This is a genomic window from Flavobacterium panacagri (genome assembly GCF_030378165.1).
GTDB classification, from domain to species: Bacteria; Bacteroidota; Bacteroidia; order Flavobacteriales; family Flavobacteriaceae; genus Flavobacterium; species Flavobacterium panacagri.
In genome coordinates, this window is sequence record NZ_CP119766.1 from 430,126 (window position 1) to 446,540 (window position 16,415).

The following is a 16,415-nucleotide window of genomic DNA, read 5'->3' on the forward strand; positions in this document are numbered from 1 at the left end:
ATTTAAAAATGAAACTAAGGTTCAATGGATTTTTAGTACTTCTTTTAGTACTAATCGCGCAAGTAACTTTTGCGCAAGAAAGAGCTGTCTCGGGTACAGTTTCGGACAATGCAGGACTGCCTCTGCCAGGCGTAAGTGTATTGGTTAAAGGAACAAAGTCTGGGACACAAACGGATTTTGATGGAAAATTCTCTATCAAAGCAACATCAAGCCAAGTTCTGGTATTTAGCTACATCGGAATGAAAACTCAAGAAGTAGCTGCAAGCTCAACTGTAATCAATATAAAGTTAGCAGGTGACGCACAAGAACTAGAAGGAGTTGTAGTAACAACTGCAATGGGGATTAAAAGAGAGAAAAAATCTCTTGGTTATGCATCTCAACAAATTTCAGGTAAAGATGTTAATGGAGGAGCTGGAAACGCGAACGTCGCTAACCTTTTATCTGGTAAAGCAGCGGGTGTTGAAGTTCAAAGAAACAACAACTTTGGAGGATCAACAAATGTTGTCATAAGAGGAAACAAATCTCTTACTGGAAACAATCAGGCGCTTTGGGTAATTGACGGTGTGCCAATTGACAACTCAAACTCAAATGCAACTTCTCAACAAGTTGGTGGCGGAGGTTACGATTATGGTAACAACGCTTCTGATATTAACCAAGAAGACATCGAAAGCATTAACATTCTTAAAGGAGCAGCCGCAACAGCACTTTATGGATCACGTGCAGCAAATGGAGTTGTAATGGTAACAACAAAAAAAGGTAAATCAGACAACAAAATAGGCTTTACTTTTTCAAGTGGTTTTACAAGCGGTAGTATTGACAAATCAACATTCCCTACGTATCAAAACAAATACGGTTCAGGGTATGGTTTCGGATCATCATTTCTAGGAACAGGAACTCCTGACACAGTAGACACTTCAAATGACGCATCAGACGGAGATGCTTTCGACAACCAATTAGTTTACCAATGGGACGCTTTCACTCCATATTCCCCTAATTATGGAAAAGCTACTCCTTGGGCAGCTGCTAAAAATGGCCCCGTAACTTTCTTCAGAAACTCACAAACTTACGTTAACAGCATATCGCTTGAAAAATCAACAGAAAGATCAAGTCTATCTATGTCTTATGTTAACACAAATCAAACTGGTATCTTACCAAATAGTGAATTAAAAAAGAATCAATTAAGCGCTAGATTTAGTCAAAAAGTTACCGATAAATTAACTGCCAACGCTTACGCTGCTGTAACACTACAAAACACAGTGGGAAGAAACTCTACTGGTTACAACGACAACATCATGGGTAACTTCAGACAATGGTGGCAAACCAATACAGATGTTCAGGCTCAAAAAGATGTATACTTTGCTTCAGGAGGCCAAAACATAACATGGAACTGGACTGACCCAACATCTCCAGATGGTTTAGTGCCAGCATACTGGGACAACCCTTACTTTACTCGTTATCAAAACTACTCTTCAGATGACAGAACGCGTTTGTTTAGCTATGCTTCTCTTAACTATGAAGTAGCACCTTGGTTAAACATTCTTGGAAGAGTCTCTTTAGACACTTACAAACAACTTCAAGAAGAAAGAAGAGCAGTAGGATCTATTGCTTCAGGCTTTGGACTTTCTCCAGTTGATGAATCATCAGGATACCAAAGAAATGACATTAATTTCGAAGAAATCAACTACGATTTAATGTTAAACTTCAACAAAAAAATCGGAGACAACATCAGCTTAACTGGAGTACTTGGAACAAACATCAGAAGAAACGACAGAGAAAATGTACTTTCTTCTACTGTAGGAGGATTAGTGGTACCTGGAATTTATGCTTTATCTAACTCTCGTTTTGATCTTCCTTTCCCTAAAGAAGCTAAAATCAAATCCGGAGTAAACGGTATTTATGCTCAAGGTTCTATCGGATACCTAGACACTTATTTTGTAGACGCATCCATAAGAAGAGATGTTTCATCAACTTTACCAGATGACAATAACACATATGTTTACCCAGCAGTTTCGGGATCATTTTTATTCTCGAATGTTGTAAAAGCAGATTGGTTAAACTTAGGAAAATTCAGAGTTAACTATGCAGAAGTTGGAAATGATGCAGATGCATTACAACTTAACAACACTTACACTAGGGTTTCTAACTTCCAAGGACAACCTCTTTACACTAACTCATTATTACTTCCATTCAGAAGCATTAATAAAAATCCTGAACTAAAACCTGAAAGAACAAAATCTTTCGAAGTTGGTTTAGAAGCAAGTTTATTAAACAGACGTTTAGGATTTGACGTTACTTATTACAAAACAAATTCAGTTGACCAAATCGTTGCTGCAGCTGTTTCTTCAGGATCTGGATATACGCACGGACTGGTTAATGGTGGAAATATACAAAATAAAGGTTTTGAAGTTCAATTGAACGGAACTCCAATTAGAACAAAAGATTTCACATGGGAAATCATTGTTAACTGGTCAAACAATAGAAGTAAAGTTATTTCATTACCTAACGGACTAGACAACCTTCAACTAGGAGCTTTCCAAGGAGGTGTTACTGTAAATGCATCACCAGGAGAAGCTTATGGAGCATTAAAAGGAACTGATTTCGTTTACACTAACGGACAGCCAACAATAGATCAAGCTACAGGAAAGTACATGATCACAACATCGTCTAGCAATACAATTGGAAACATTACACCAGATTGGATTGGTGGTGTTAGAAACAAATTTAGCTACAAAAATTTAACTTTTGGATTCTTAATTGACACTCAAAAAGGTGGAGACATCTTCTCATTAGACATGTATTATGGACTTGCATCAGGACTTTACAAAGAAACTGCTGTAGGCGACATTAGAGAAAATGGAGTTTTAAATCCAGGAGTAGCTCCTGACGGATCTGTAAACACTGTAAAAACAAAAGGCGGAACAATTGCAAACAGCATGGGATACCAAGCAGCTCCGAACAAAGCATTTATTTATGACGCATCATTTGTAAAATTAAGAGAAGTTTCTATTACTTATAACTTCCCTAAAAAAATGTTTGAAAATACATTTTTCAACTCAGCATCCGCAAGTCTTGTAGGATCTAATTTATGGATAATCAGTAAAAATCTACCTTACGCAGATCCCGAAAGTGGACTATCTTCAGGAAATAGCTCAAGAGGTTATTCAGTAGGATCTCTTCCAACAACAAGAGATATTGGATTTAACTTAACATTCAAATTTTAATACAGAAAAGAAATGAAAAAATTAATATATGCTTTAGGAATTATGTTTCTCACAATATCATGTGATGACAGCAGCCTAACAGACTTAAATGTAGATGTAAAAAACCCTTCTGTAGTACCTGCAAGCACTTTATTTACAAATGCAGAAAAAGGACTTACAGAACAGCTTGTTAACACCAATGTAAATAAAAATATATTTAGATTAGTAAACCAGCAATGGACAGAAACTACTTATCTAGATGAATCTACATACAATTGGGTTACTCGTAAAATATCGGACAATCACTGGGACAGACTTTACTCTGGAGCTTTAGCTGATTTATCTCAGGCAAAAGGCTTTTTAGAAAAAGATGTAATTCCTGCTACAGATCCAGAATTTGCTCAAAAGAGCATCACTAAAAAAAATCAATTGATCCAAGTTGATATTTTAATGGTTTTCACTTACCAAATCTTAGTGGACACTTTTGGAGATGTACCTTATTCAGAATCTTTAAAAGGATCTGCTAATTATCTACCTAAATACGATAAAGCTATAGACATTTATAAAGATTTAATTGCTCGTCTTAACAAAGATATCGCTGATATAGACACATCTCATCCTGGATTTGGAGATGCAGATGTTATCTACAAAGACGACTTAAATGCATGGATTAAGTTTGCTAACAGTATTAAACTAAAATTAGGAGTAAACCTTAAAGCCTCAGGTTTAGAAGCTACCCTTGCAGACGCTACCATATTATCAGCTGCAGCAGGAACATTCACTTCAAATGCCGACAATGCTAAACTACCTTACATGGCAAACCTTCCAAATACAAATCCTCTTTATGTTGATATGGTGTTCTCTGGAAGAAACGACTTTGTAGTTGCAAAACCATTTGTAGATGCATTAGTTACTTTAAATGACCCAAGAAAAACTCAATATTTCAGACCAACCTACAGAGACACCGACCCTGTTACCGAAGAGTTAATAACTGTTACAGGTTACAGAGGAGGTATTGTTGGATCAAAAAACAGCCAATCTAGATTTACTCACGCAAGCGACAAGATTAAAGCACCAGATTTTAGCGGAACATTGCTAGATTATGCTGAAGTTGAATTCCTATTAGCTGAAGCTGCAGGAAGAGGAGTAGCTGTAAGTGGTACAATAGAATCACATTACACAGCTGCAATCAAAGCATCTATGGAAGATTGGGGAGTAAGCACTGCAGATGCAGACGCTTATTTAGCACAACCTCAAGTTGCTTATGCCACAGCAACGGGAACATGGCAACAAAAAGTGGGTGAGCAAGCATGGTACGCTCTATTTAACAGAGGATTTGAAGGATGGACATCAACTAGAAGATTAAACTTCCCAGTTCTTACTCCTCCAGCAAACGCAGATGCCGCTGCTGAAGGACAAATTCCATCAAGAATGGCATACCCTATTAGAGAACAAACTTTAAATGCTACTAATTATCAAGCAGCCTCTACTTCAATTGGAGGAGACAAGCTAAAAACTAAAATATTCTGGGATATTAACTAACATTAATAGCAAATATCTTAAAGCCGCCTCAAATCGAGGCGGCTTTTTTTTATTTTTTTAACATTCATTTGTGTTACCCGTAAAATAACCAATATTCAAATGAAAAATTGTGATTTATATATCAAAATATTCAGGAAATGTTAAATTAACATATAGAGAAGGTAAAAAAAATGATTTTATGTTAGGAATATTAACAACAAATTAAGATTTTTGCCATACTAATTCAAAATAATTAAAAATGAAACTAAAGTTCAATGGACTGTTAGTACTACTTTTAGTACTAGTAGCGCAATTATCTTTTGCGCAAGAAAGAATTGTTTCGGGAATTGTTTCGGACAATACAGGCATGCCAATACCAGGTGTAAGTGTATTAGTTAAAGGAACAAAAACAGGAACTCAAACAGATTTTGACGGAAAGTACTCTATTAAAGCTGCCCCAAGTCAAACTCTGGTTTTTACTTACATTGGGATGAAAGCACAGGAATTACCTGCTTCTTCAACTACTGTTAATGCAAAACTATCAGGAGATGCATTAGAGCTTGAAGGAGTTGTAGTCGTTGCCTTCGGAACACAAAAAAAATCTGAGATTACTGGAGCTGTTACAAAAATTGACGCAAAAGCTTTAGAAACTGCTCAGGCATCGAATGCCATTCAATCTTTAACTGGTAAAGTTGCCGGTGTTCAGATTAGTGCAAACTCAGGACAGCCTGGAGACGCTCCTCAAGTTCGTTTTAGAGGTATTGGATCATTATCATCTTCAAACGCACCATTATATGTTGTTGATGGTATTCCTTACAATGGAGATATTAATGCAATTGCTACTCAAGATATCGAATCTATCAGTTTCTTGAAAGATGCATCTTCTAATGCATTATATGGTAGCCGTGGAGCAAACGGGGTTATCATTGTTACTACTAAAAAAGGTAAAAAAGGACAATTAAGAGTTACTTACGAAACTAAAATTGGGGTTAACTCAAGAGCGGTACCAGAGTACGACATGATTAAAGATCCAGGAGAGTACTACGAAACTGTTTTTGGCAGAATTAAAAGTGGTTTAATGTTCCAAGGACAAACTGCTGCAAATGCTTCTACTATCGCGGCTAATAGATTAATTACTGGAGATTCTTATTCTTTAGGATACAATAATTATAACGTACCAAACAACCAGGTAATAGATCCAGCAACTGGAAAATTGAACCCAAATGCACAGTTATTATACCATGATGATTGGGCTGATGCATTATTTAGAGATGCTACAAGAACAGAGCACTTCTTGAGTTTATCAAGCAGTACTGACAACTTAAGTTCTTACTTATCTGTAGGATACTTAAAAGACAATGGTTATACTGTTAACTCAGACTTTAAACGTGCAACAGTTAGAGCAAATGTAGATTACAGTATAAATAGCAAAATTAAAGTTGGAGCTAACTTAAACTATGCTAATTCAGATCAAAATGCACCAATTTCTCAAGTAAGTTCTTCAACTTATAGTAACTTATTTAGCTGGGCAAGAAACATTGCACCTATCTATACTATTTACGAAAGAGATGCTGCTGGTAACTACGTAACAAATGCAGATGGAAGTAGAGTTTATGACTTTAACAAAAGCGGAAACCGTCCTTACGGAGCTAACTTAAACCCATACGCAACTACATTATTAAACACAAATTTAAATCAAGAAAATAAATTTGGAGCTAGAGGATATGTTTCTATTGATTTCTTAAAAGATTTCAATTTCAGATATAACCTTGGATACGATTTAATGTCTGGATACTACTTAAACAGTACAACTGGAGAAGGTGGTGATGACATGGGAGTTAATGGTAGAATTGGTACTGCATCTCAAGATGATTACACTATCACTAACCAACAATTATTATCTTGGAAAAAATCTATAGGTAATCATAATATTGACATTCTTGTAGGTCACGAATCTTCTGACTTTACATCAAAAATGTTAGCTGGACAAAAAAGTGGAGTAGTTATTCCAGGTTTACCAGTTTTAAGTAACGCAACTAAATACAACTATGTAGATGGTTACAATGACTTATACAAAGTTGAAGGATACTTCTCAAGAGCAAACTACAACTATAAAGATAAATACTTTATTAATGCTAGTTTCAGAAGAGATGGATCTTCTGTATTCCACCCAGACAACAGATGGGGTAATTTCTACGGTTTTGGAGCAGCGTGGTCTGTAGCAAAAGAATCTTTCTTCCCACAATCTAAGGTTGTTACAGACTTAAGAATTAAAGGAAGTTATGGAGAGCAAGGAAATGACAACATTTTCTACCCAGCAAGTACACAAATCAGCCACCGTAGCTATTTTGGATCTGCAAGAAACTACTATGCATACCAAAATCAATACGAAATTGTTCCAGATGCAGAAGGAAACGCAACTGTACTTCAAGTATTCACTGGAAACAAAGATATCAAATGGGAGGTTTCTAAAAACATGAACGTTGGATTCGAAATTGAATTATTCAACAGAGTGAACATTGAAGCTGAATACTTTGAAAGAAAAGTAAGTGATTTAATTTACAACAGACCTCTTTCTCCATCTACAGGAACTAACTTCGTTAGTGAAAACATTGGAGATATGGCTAATAAAGGAATTGAGGTTAACTTAGGTATTGATATCATCAAAACTCAAGATTTTGATTTCAACATTTGGGCAAATGGAACACATTACAAAAATGAAGTAACTTCATTACCAAGTCCATTTACATCTGGAATCTTCCGTTTCCAAGTAGGAGCTCCAGCTTATGCTTTCTACTTAAGAGAATTTGCAGGTGTTGATAAAACTAACGGAAACTCTTTATGGTACATGGATCAAAAAGATGCTTCTGGAGCAGTAACTGGTAGAACTACAACTGATGTTTACGGAAATGCTACTCAGTACTTAAGCGACAAAGATGCAAATCCAGATGTATACGGAGGTTTTGGAACTGTTGTTCGTTACAAAAACTTAACATTACAAGCGAGTCTTGCTTATCAATTTGGAGGATACATGTATGACCAAGTTTACCAAAGTGCAATGTATTCTGGAGGAGATAACATCGGACAAAACTACCACAAGGACAGTGAAAAAGCTTGGACTGTAGACAATCCAAATTCTGACATCCCTAGAATTGACCACGTTTCAACTCTACAAATGGCGGCTTCTGATTATTTCTTAACTAAATCAGACTACATCAGTATCCAAGATGTTTCTTTATCTTACGATTTCAAAAACAGTAAACTTACAGATCTTGGAATTACATCTACTAAATTTAGTGTAATGGGAACTAATTTGGCATTATGGTCAGAAAGAAAAGGTATGGATCCTAGATTAAACAATTTAGGTACAAGATCAAACAACGGTCAGTCTTTAAATGTATATGGAGTAATGAGAACGATCTCATTTGGTTTAACAGTAAATTTCTAAGAACATGAAAAAATTATTAATTATAACAATGTCCTTGTTGGTACTTACAAGCTGTGAAAAAGATTTTCTTGACACACAGCCTGAATCAACAATCAATGACGAACAACTTGGAACATCTGCAGAAGCTAACAAAGCGATTATAGCAGGTATCTATTCAGCCCTTAGATCTTATGGTCTATCTATTCCTGGAAGTCACGAAGATTATGGCCACAAGTCAATTCTTGTTGCTACTGACATGATGTCTAACGACATGTTAATGACTAAATCTAGCTGGTATGGATCTTTCTATAACTACTTAGGAAGAACACAAACTAACTCAAGATCAAAATTAGCTTGGAGTATTTATTACCCTCAGATTAAAACTGCTAACACAGTTATCAACGCTATTCCAGCTGATACTGATGATGCTAGTTTAAAATCGTTAAGAGGACAAGCTTTAGCATTAAGAGGTTACTTTTATTTTATGTTAGCTCGTATGTATGGACCAACATACGTAGGAAATGAATCAAAATTATGTGTGCCTTTATATACAGATGTATCTTTAGAAGGTAAAGCAAGAGCTACAGTTGCTGAAGTTTACACTGTAATTGAAAAAGATTTAATTGATGCTGTTGAAGCTCTTGAAGGTTTTACACGTGCAAACAAAGATGGATTAGACCAATCTGTAGCACAAGCATTTTTAGCTGATGTTTACTTAGAAGAAGGTAAATATGCACTAGCAGCTACTTTGGCACATGAAGCTAGACAAGGTTATACTTTACTTAATGAAACTGATTGGAGCAATGGTTTCTACGATATCACTACAGGTGGTGAAACAATGTGGGGAGCAAACATAACCTCTGCACAAAGTACGTTCGTAGCAAGTTTCTTTGGTCATTTCGATAATACAAACGATTCAGGATATGCTGGAGGTTTACAAATCTTTAAAAATATCGACGTACGTCTTTATAATAGTATTTCTGCAACTGATTACAGAAAAAAAGCGTTTGTACCAGTAACTGGAAACCCTCTTTATCCTGCATTACCTGCATATGCTAATACAAAGTTTAGAGACCCTACAGTAGATTCTGGAGATTACATCTACTTAAGATCTGCTTCTTTATACTACATTGAAGCTGAAGCTTTAGCAAGATCAGGAAATGAAGCAGGTGCTAAACAAGTTTTATATGATATCACTGTTACAAGAGATCCTGCTTATACATTATCTACTAATTCTGGTTCTGCTTTAATCAATGAAATCATTCTTCAAAAAAGAATTGAGTTATGGGGAGAAGGATATGCTTGGTTTGACATGAAACGTTTAGGAGTTGGTCTTGTTAGAGATTATCCTGGATCGAACCACGTTGCATTTGGAAAAAATAACTATGCAGCTGGCGCTAACGAATTCATCTTCCAAGTTCCACAAGCAGAAGTTGATGCTAATCCACTAATTGTACAAAGTCCACTATAATCTAAATTTAGATTAAGTCATACTTATAAGACTAAACCGCTCTGTTATTCAGAGCGGTTTTTTTATAGCAACATATTACCTATATTTGTCCCATGGAAAAAGAACATCAAATATTCGGCATTAGAGCCATTATAGAAGCAATTCAAGCAGGAAAAGAAGTAGACAAAGTCTTCATCCAAAAGGAAATTTCAAGTGAGTTAATGAAAGATTTAATGAAGGTCATGAAACGTGCTAACATTAATTTTTCTTATGTTCCTGTAGAAAAACTAAACCGTCTTACTCCTAATAATCATCAAGGTGCTGTCGCAACCATCTCCCCTATTGGTTTTATTGACTTAGAACATCTTGTTGAATCTACTATTGAATCTGGTAAAAAACCTTTGTTTTTAATATTAGACCAAATCTCTGATGCCAGAAATTTTGGTGCAATCATCAGAACAGCAGAATGTACAGGCGTAAACGGAATTATTATTCAAAAAGCGGGTTCGGCACCTGTAAACGGAGATACGGTTAAAACATCTGCGGGAGCTGTATTTAATGTGCCAATCTGTAAAGTTGAACATATTAAAGATGCTATTTTCTATTTGCAAGGTTCCGGAATTAAAACAGTTGCCGCAACCGAAAAGACAGATCAAAATATTTATGATGTTTCTTTAGCTGATCCCGTTGCAATAATTATGGGTTCAGAAGATCGAGGAATAAATCCTTCTGTCTTGAAAATAGTAGATGAAAAAGCAAAACTACCTATGTTTGGTAGTATAGGATCACTAAATGTTTCTGTTGCCTGCGGTGCATTTTTATACGAAACTGTCCGCCAGAGAAGTTAAATTGGGTTGAGAATAAAGATTAGAATGAATAATTAAAAACTTTAATTAATGCTTTCAAAATCTAATCCGATAAAAACAATTAATATAGTTCGATGTCTGTTTGTAATTTTAATAATTACAAACAGCTATGGACAAAGCTCTACCTATAATCAATTTTGGAATGAAATTCAGTTTACTAGAACCATAAGCGAAAAATGGGCCACTGAAATAGATTTAGGAGCAACATACAGCAGTACTGAATCTTCTTCTAATTTGTTCGCCAACACAATTCAAAGGTCAGTTAGAGGCTGGGGACATTATTACTTTTCTCCCAGATGGAAATTTTCTTCTTTCATTGCATACTTTAACAATAGAGACGTTCCCGAAATAGGACAATTTGAATCTCCCGAATGGCGATTTGCTCTTCAAGGAATTTACTATTTCCATAAAACTGGCTACACTTTAAGCACAAGAATGCGAATCGAATTTCGCCACATGAGAAATCAAGATGGAGACTATGAAAATGTTTTCCGTTATCGTCAACAGATTAAATATCTACAACCAATAAACAGTAAAGTTTTAAGAGAAGGTGTTATATATGCAGTAGCTTCAGATGAAATATACTTAAAATCTGGTGCAAAGGTTACAGGAGAAAGTTTCTTCGACCGCAATAGATTTAATGTAGGTGCAGGATATTTGTTTTCAGATGATATTCAGGTTGAACTTACTTACTGTAACGAATTTTTACCACGCAACAACGGAAATCAAACTACAAACGCCGCCTCTTTAACTATTAGTTTCAATAATCTACTCGAAAGCGTCAAGAAGAAAATGGCCAGCAAACATAATCATGAAATAAAAGATGAAGAATAATCTACTTTTCTTTCTCTTTTAAAAAACATAAAAGCTGCTCTCTTATAGCATTTTTATGAAGCTTAAAATTATAGCTTCGCACAAACTCTGTTCCTTTCATATTAATTTCAGCAGTAACTGCTTCGTAGTTTGAGAAAGCATTTAAATCTTTTTCATCAATTAAGTAAAGAACTTGCATAATAGAATCATTTCTTCGGTATAGCGTATCGTAATGTGCCAGCTTATAAGTATTATTATCCGCAAGATGAATAATTAAATCATCTTTTATCTTTTTACCAATTTTCTTATCCGGAAATGGAGTTGGCTGCAATGCTACAAAATAATGTTCTTTGTCTGTAACAATATTAATTTTCAAAGATTTTGACTTAGTCGTATAAAACACAGCTGGTTCAAAATAGTACAGCATGCTACCATCAGCCTGAACCCTGTTTTTAATTTCGCATTGTGCACTAGCTTTAGTGTTAAAAATAAAACACAAGAACAAAATACACATCTTTATTTTACTCATAACCCTAGAGATTAAATTGTTACAAAAACAAATTTACTGATTTAATCTCAAAGAAACATTAATCTAAATTTCTCCTTCGGATTCTATTTTTCTTGTTACAATATAATTTACCTGATGACTTGAGGAAAAATAATCCAATTGATCTTCCTCTTGTTCAGGCGTACTATTTACAAAATTTCCGTTTTCGTCAAAATGCTTCATAAAAGGATCTGTAGCTGGATCAAAATCTGGTCGCTGCCAATCATAAACAATAGGCTTTGCATATTCTGGCGCTTTATAAAACAATGTCAGGACAAAACCAGTAATAAGACCTGCCAAATGTCCTTCCCAAGAAATAGATTGATCTACATCTGGAAAAACATACCATATCATACCGCCATAAAGCAAAATCACTGTTAGCGATAAAGCCACTAATCTATAATAACGCGTCTGGATTCCTTTAAAAAAAATAAAACTTACCAAAACATAAATCAATCCGCTCGCTCCAATATGAAAATTTTCACGTCCTAGAATCCAGGTAATTAATCCCGAAAGCAAAATACCATAGCCAATTACTCCAAATGTCTGCTTGGGATAAAAAAACTGGATTGCTGTCAATAATATCAAAAGCGGAATACTATTATTATAAAGATGATCTAAATTTTCATGGATAAAAGGACTAAATAAAACACCTCTTAAGCCCACTATATCTCGAGGATAAATTCCGTATTGATAAAAATCAAAATCGAAACGAATCTGGAGCCAATATACTACCCATAATAAAAGGACAAAAAATAAGGGAAGCGCAATAACTGAATTGGAAAATTTAAAGCTGGTATCGTTCATATTTTTCTAAATAACCATTATAAGAACTCAAAAAACTATCCAAAAATATTTTACTGATATTTTGTCATAGTCGATCCATTCAAATTTTGTCTCAGATTGTAACAATCCACTCGAAACATCCATTGTTTTAACTTCTAATGGATAAAATCTAAAACTAAAAACTGTAATTTTGTAAAATGGAAGCACCGTTAGCAGAGCGCATTCGTCCGCAAAAATTAGAGGATTATATTAGTCAGCAGCATTTAGTTGGTCCAACAGGATCTTTAACACAGCAAATTTCAAGGGGAATAATTCCTTCTTTGATTTTTTGGGGACCTCCTGGCACAGGAAAAACAACACTTGCCCAAATTATTTCACAAGAATCAAAACGGCCGTTTTATATTTTAAGTGCCATTAATTCTGGTGTTAAAGATATTCGCGACGTTATAGAAAAAGCAAAACAAAGCGGCGGTCTTTTTACTGCCAAAAATCCAATACTTTTTATTGACGAGATTCACCGTTTCAGCAAATCACAGCAAGATTCACTTTTAGCTGCAGTCGAAAAAGGCTGGATAACTTTGGTTGGTGCCACAACAGAAAATCCCAGTTTTGAAGTGATTCCTGCACTATTGTCACGCTGTCAAGTTTATATCTTAAATGCTTTTACAAAAGACGATTTAGAGGCTCTATTAAAGCGAGCAATGAAAACCGACACTTATTTATTGACAAAAAATATAAATCTAAAGGAAACCGAAGCTTTATTACGTCTTTCTGGCGGTGATGGAAGAAAACTTCTCAATATTTTTGAACTTGTCATCAATGCTTCTGAAGGAGATGATATCACAATTACTAATGAACGTGTTTTAGAATTAGTACAGCAGAATACTGTACTTTATGACAAAACAGGCGAACAGCATTATGATATTATTTCTGCTTTTATAAAATCTATTCGAGGGAGCGATCCAAATGGGGCTGTTTATTGGCTTGCTAGAATGATCGAAGGCGGCGAGGATGTTAAATTTATTGCAAGAAGAATGTTAATCCTATCAAGTGAAGATATTGGAAATGCCAATCCAACTGCTTTTATAATGGCAAACAATACTTTTCAGGCGGTTACTACAATTGGATATCCAGAAAGCCGCATTATTTTAAGTCAGTGTGCGATCTATCTTGCAACATCTCCCAAAAGCAATGCCTCCTATATGGCAATTGGAAATGCGCAGCAATTGGTCAAACAAACGGGAGATTTACCAGTTCCAATTCATTTACGAAATGCTCCAACCAAATTAATGAAAGAACTTGGTTATGGCGATGAATACAAATACTCGCACGATTATGCGAATAATTTTGCAGAACAAGAGTTCTTACCAGATGCCATAAAGGAAACGGTTCTTTATAATCCTGGAAGCAATTCTAGAGAGAACAGCAACCGAGAATTTTTAAAGAACCGTTGGAAAGATAAATACGGATATTAGACCGCATTTTATATTTAGAATTTCACAGTAATTTTTTCTGAAACCAATTTGTCATTTTGGTAAGATTCAAAATACCATTGACCATCTGGTTTTAAGATTAAAGAACCTTGTACATTATCTTTTATAGCAATATAGACATTTGACTGGGAAGTCTTAAGAAGTTTCATTACTACTTTTGGAGTTTTATCAATTAACTGATAACCTGACTCTGTAGGCTGTGCATACAATAAGTTTGGATCTTTTAAATCTGGCGATGGACTAGACGCTGCAACTTGAGTTGCTGCAACTGGCGTCGCTGCCGCTAAAGTTTCAGCAGTAATCTTTGCTGGTGCTTGTGCTGTAGTTCTAGTAACTACTACAGGATTTCCGCTATATTTGTAATGCAATGCAATAACAGATTTAAAAGCATTATCAAGCGACTCTTTATAAGCTAAATCATAATCTTTCTCTTTGCTTCTTCCAACTTCAGAAGTAAAAACAACCTGATTGAAACAATCTTTAAGCTGCACAAAAAGTTTAGTTACTAAAAAAGCATTATCTTTTACTACATCAATATACAAAACCTGACAGCGATCAGTATATCCATCAGGAAGTTGTTCATTGCTGTAATAGGCTTCAAAACCAGCTTTAGTTAAATTTTGTTTAGTCAAAGTTGCTAAACGATATTGATTATCGGTTTTCATAAAATCATACTTCAAAGGTATAATTACGGCTTTGTAATCATTAACAGACTGCGCAAATCCAACAACTGAACATAAAAGTGCAGTAAGTAAAAATTTAATCTTCATCATTATAAATATTTTTTTAGTTCTAATAAATGGTTAATTTGTTTATAATTTCCAGAAACATCCAGCCTTCTTTCATTAAAATAAATAGCATCCAAACCTGCATTTAATGCTCCAGTTACATCGGCTTCAAAATCATCTCCGATCATTACACTATTTTCTTTTGAAGTTTTGGCTAATTTTAATGCGTAATCAAATATAATACTATTTGGCTTTTTAACACCTGCTAACTCCGAATTTGTTATAGTGCTAAAATAACTTCCTAATGAAGCATTATTAATTTTCTTTTCTTGTACGCCCGCAAATCCGTTGGTAATAATATGCAGTTTATATTTTGGTTTTAAATATTCTAGAACTTCAATAGCTCCATCAAAAAGATAATTATTATCGGTCAAAAATTCAATATAATCATTGGCGATTGCTAAAATATTTTCTTCCGAAATCACATAATTTAAAGCGTCAAAAGAAAACTTCAGTCGATTAAAACGTAACTCCTGATGTGTGATTTTATCATTCTGATACAATCTCCAGCACTCTTGATTTATTGGAATATATTCTTTTATAAAATCCTCAGTAATAATTTCTTGGTATTTACTTTTAAAAATTTTATCAAAAGCCATTTGTGAATTCTTATCAAAATCCCAAAGCGTATGGTCTAAGTCAAAAAAGACATCTGTAATTGTGGTATTCATGTGTTAAAAAATTCCTTCATCTACAAAACTATAATATTTTGATTCAGTAATAATCAAATGGTCTAAAACTTTAACATCTAAAATTTCCCCTGCCTCTTTAATTTTCTTCGTGATTTGTTTATCTGCATTACTTGGCTTTAAATCTCCTGAGGGATGATTATGACACAAAATCAAACCTGTAGCTCCGTTTTCTAATGCTAATTTAAAAATCAATCGCATATCTACAACTGTTCCCGCAATACCTCCTTTACTTAATTGTGATTTAGAAATTACCTTGTTTGAATTATTAAGAAAAAGCACCCAAAATTCTTCATGCGGAAGTTCGCCAATTATAGGCTGCATTATTTCAAATACCGCTTTACTTGAAGTTATTCTTTTTAATACTAAAACATCTTCTGCTCTCTGTCTTCTCCCCAACTCTAATGCAGAAACAATTGAAACTGCTTTTGCTTCACCTATCCCTTTAAACTTCATTAACTGTGAAATAGACATTTTACCTAAAGCATTTAGATTTTTTGCTGTAGCCAAAATTCTTTGACTTAATGCAACTGCCGATTCATTTCGGCTTCCAGAACCAATTAAAATCGCCAATAATTCGGCATCACTCAAAGCATCTCTGCCTTTTTTCATTAATTTTTCGCGAGGTTTGTCATCATCTGACCAATCTCTTATAGCGAAATGCCCTTCATCCATAATCACATCATATAAAAAGCGAATATATACAAAAAGAAGAAAAACCTTTCAAATAAATGCAATCGATTTTAATTTTTATTAACTTTAAAAATAAAAAGTACTAAAATGAAATTCCAAATCTGAAATTTCAAATTCCAATCAAAAAAAAGCCGATTGTCTG

At 34.6% G+C, this 16,415-nt stretch carries 12 protein-coding genes; 7 read left to right on the forward strand and 5 right to left on the reverse strand.

Annotated elements, in window-relative coordinates; all coding sequences use genetic code 11:
- Positions 1-8 precede the first annotated feature (8 nt).
- The 6 genes from P2W65_RS02120 (at position 9) to P2W65_RS02145 (ending at position 11,298) form a co-directional block, all read left to right on the forward strand.
- Positions 9-3,221 carry a SusC/RagA family TonB-linked outer membrane protein gene (locus P2W65_RS02120; protein WP_289663222.1) on the forward strand — a complete coding sequence of 1,071 codons (3,213 nt, stop codon included), beginning with the start codon at positions 9-11 and terminating at the stop codon, positions 3,219-3,221.
- Between the two features lie 12 nt (positions 3,222-3,233).
- Positions 3,234-4,742, forward strand: coding sequence for a SusD/RagB family nutrient-binding outer membrane lipoprotein (locus P2W65_RS02125; RefSeq protein ID WP_289663224.1), 1,509 nt, complete (start codon positions 3,234-3,236; stop codon positions 4,740-4,742).
- A 238-nt stretch (positions 4,743-4,980) separates the two neighbouring features.
- Positions 4,981-8,169, forward strand: a complete 3,189-nt coding sequence (locus P2W65_RS02130; RefSeq protein ID WP_289663225.1) for a SusC/RagA family TonB-linked outer membrane protein — start codon at positions 4,981-4,983, stop codon at positions 8,167-8,169.
- Between the two features lie 4 nt (positions 8,170-8,173).
- Positions 8,174-9,619, forward strand: a complete 1,446-nt coding sequence (locus P2W65_RS02135) for a RagB/SusD family nutrient uptake outer membrane protein (RefSeq protein ID WP_289663227.1) — start codon at positions 8,174-8,176, stop codon at positions 9,617-9,619.
- A gap of 92 nt (positions 9,620-9,711) precedes the next feature.
- Positions 9,712-10,446, forward strand: coding sequence for a 23S rRNA (guanosine(2251)-2'-O)-methyltransferase RlmB (gene rlmB, locus P2W65_RS02140; RefSeq protein ID WP_184165609.1), 735 nt, complete (start codon positions 9,712-9,714; stop codon positions 10,444-10,446).
- Between the two features lie 48 nt (positions 10,447-10,494).
- Positions 10,495-11,298, forward strand: coding sequence for a DUF2490 domain-containing protein (locus P2W65_RS02145; RefSeq protein WP_289663231.1), 804 nt, complete (start codon positions 10,495-10,497; stop codon positions 11,296-11,298).
- A gap of 1 nt (position 11,299) precedes the next feature.
- Here P2W65_RS02145 and P2W65_RS02150 read toward each other — a convergent pair whose 3' ends face one another.
- Positions 11,300-11,806: a hypothetical protein gene (locus P2W65_RS02150; RefSeq protein WP_289663234.1), complete on the reverse strand. Its 507-nt coding sequence runs from the start codon at positions 11,804-11,806 to the stop codon at positions 11,300-11,302.
- A gap of 63 nt (positions 11,807-11,869) precedes the next feature.
- Positions 11,870-12,631, reverse strand: a complete 762-nt coding sequence (locus P2W65_RS02155; RefSeq protein WP_289663236.1) for a rhomboid family intramembrane serine protease — start codon at positions 12,629-12,631, stop codon at positions 11,870-11,872.
- Between the two features lie 176 nt (positions 12,632-12,807).
- On the opposite strand from P2W65_RS02155, the gene P2W65_RS02160 reads away from it, so the two are divergent.
- A complete protein-coding gene (locus P2W65_RS02160) occupies positions 12,808-14,085 on the forward strand; it encodes a replication-associated recombination protein A (protein WP_289663238.1) in 1,278 nt (425 codons plus the stop codon).
- Positions 14,086-14,099: 14 nt separating this feature from the next.
- Here P2W65_RS02160 and P2W65_RS02165 read toward each other — a convergent pair whose 3' ends face one another.
- From P2W65_RS02165 to radC, 3 genes are read right to left on the reverse strand one after another with little or no spacing between them, the layout of a single operon-like run.
- Positions 14,100-14,873 carry a hypothetical protein gene (locus tag P2W65_RS02165; RefSeq protein ID WP_289666149.1) on the reverse strand — a complete coding sequence of 258 codons (774 nt, stop codon included), beginning with the start codon at positions 14,871-14,873 and terminating at the stop codon, positions 14,100-14,102.
- Between the two features lie 2 nt (positions 14,874-14,875).
- The gene (locus tag P2W65_RS02170; RefSeq protein WP_289663240.1) at positions 14,876-15,562 is read right to left on the reverse strand and encodes a YjjG family noncanonical pyrimidine nucleotidase; all 687 of its coding nucleotides are present in this window, start codon (positions 15,560-15,562) and stop codon (positions 14,876-14,878) included.
- Between the two features lie 3 nt (positions 15,563-15,565).
- The gene (gene radC / locus P2W65_RS02175) at positions 15,566-16,255 is read right to left on the reverse strand and encodes a RadC family protein (RefSeq protein WP_289663242.1); all 690 of its coding nucleotides are present in this window, start codon (positions 16,253-16,255) and stop codon (positions 15,566-15,568) included.
- Between the last annotated feature and the right edge of the window lie 160 nt (positions 16,256-16,415).

What these genes read in the sequence shown, in the direction of transcription:
- P2W65_RS02120 (WP_289663222.1), top strand. Translation starts at nt 9, where the DNA reads ATGAAACTAAGGTTCAATGGATTTTTAGTACTTCTTTTAGTACTAATC.
- P2W65_RS02125 (WP_289663224.1), top strand. Translation starts at nt 3,234, where the DNA reads ATGAAAAAATTAATATATGCTTTAGGAATTATGTTTCTCACAATATCA.
- P2W65_RS02130 (WP_289663225.1), top strand. Translation starts at nt 4,981, where the DNA reads ATGAAACTAAAGTTCAATGGACTGTTAGTACTACTTTTAGTACTAGTA.
- P2W65_RS02135 (WP_289663227.1), top strand. Translation starts at nt 8,174, where the DNA reads ATGAAAAAATTATTAATTATAACAATGTCCTTGTTGGTACTTACAAGC.
- rlmB (WP_184165609.1), top strand. Translation starts at nt 9,712, where the DNA reads ATGGAAAAAGAACATCAAATATTCGGCATTAGAGCCATTATAGAAGCA.
- P2W65_RS02145 (WP_289663231.1), top strand. Translation starts at nt 10,495, where the DNA reads ATGCTTTCAAAATCTAATCCGATAAAAACAATTAATATAGTTCGATGT.
- P2W65_RS02150 (WP_289663234.1), bottom strand. Translation starts at nt 11,806, where the DNA reads ATGAGTAAAATAAAGATGTGTATTTTGTTCTTGTGTTTTATTTTTAAC.
- P2W65_RS02155 (WP_289663236.1), bottom strand. Translation starts at nt 12,631, where the DNA reads ATGAACGATACCAGCTTTAAATTTTCCAATTCAGTTATTGCGCTTCCC.
- P2W65_RS02160 (WP_289663238.1), top strand. Translation starts at nt 12,808, where the DNA reads ATGGAAGCACCGTTAGCAGAGCGCATTCGTCCGCAAAAATTAGAGGAT.
- P2W65_RS02165 (WP_289666149.1), bottom strand. Translation starts at nt 14,873, where the DNA reads ATGAAGATTAAATTTTTACTTACTGCACTTTTATGTTCAGTTGTTGGA.
- P2W65_RS02170 (WP_289663240.1), bottom strand. Translation starts at nt 15,562, where the DNA reads ATGAATACCACAATTACAGATGTCTTTTTTGACTTAGACCATACGCTT.
- radC (WP_289663242.1), bottom strand. Translation starts at nt 16,255, where the DNA reads ATGGATGAAGGGCATTTCGCTATAAGAGATTGGTCAGATGATGACAAA.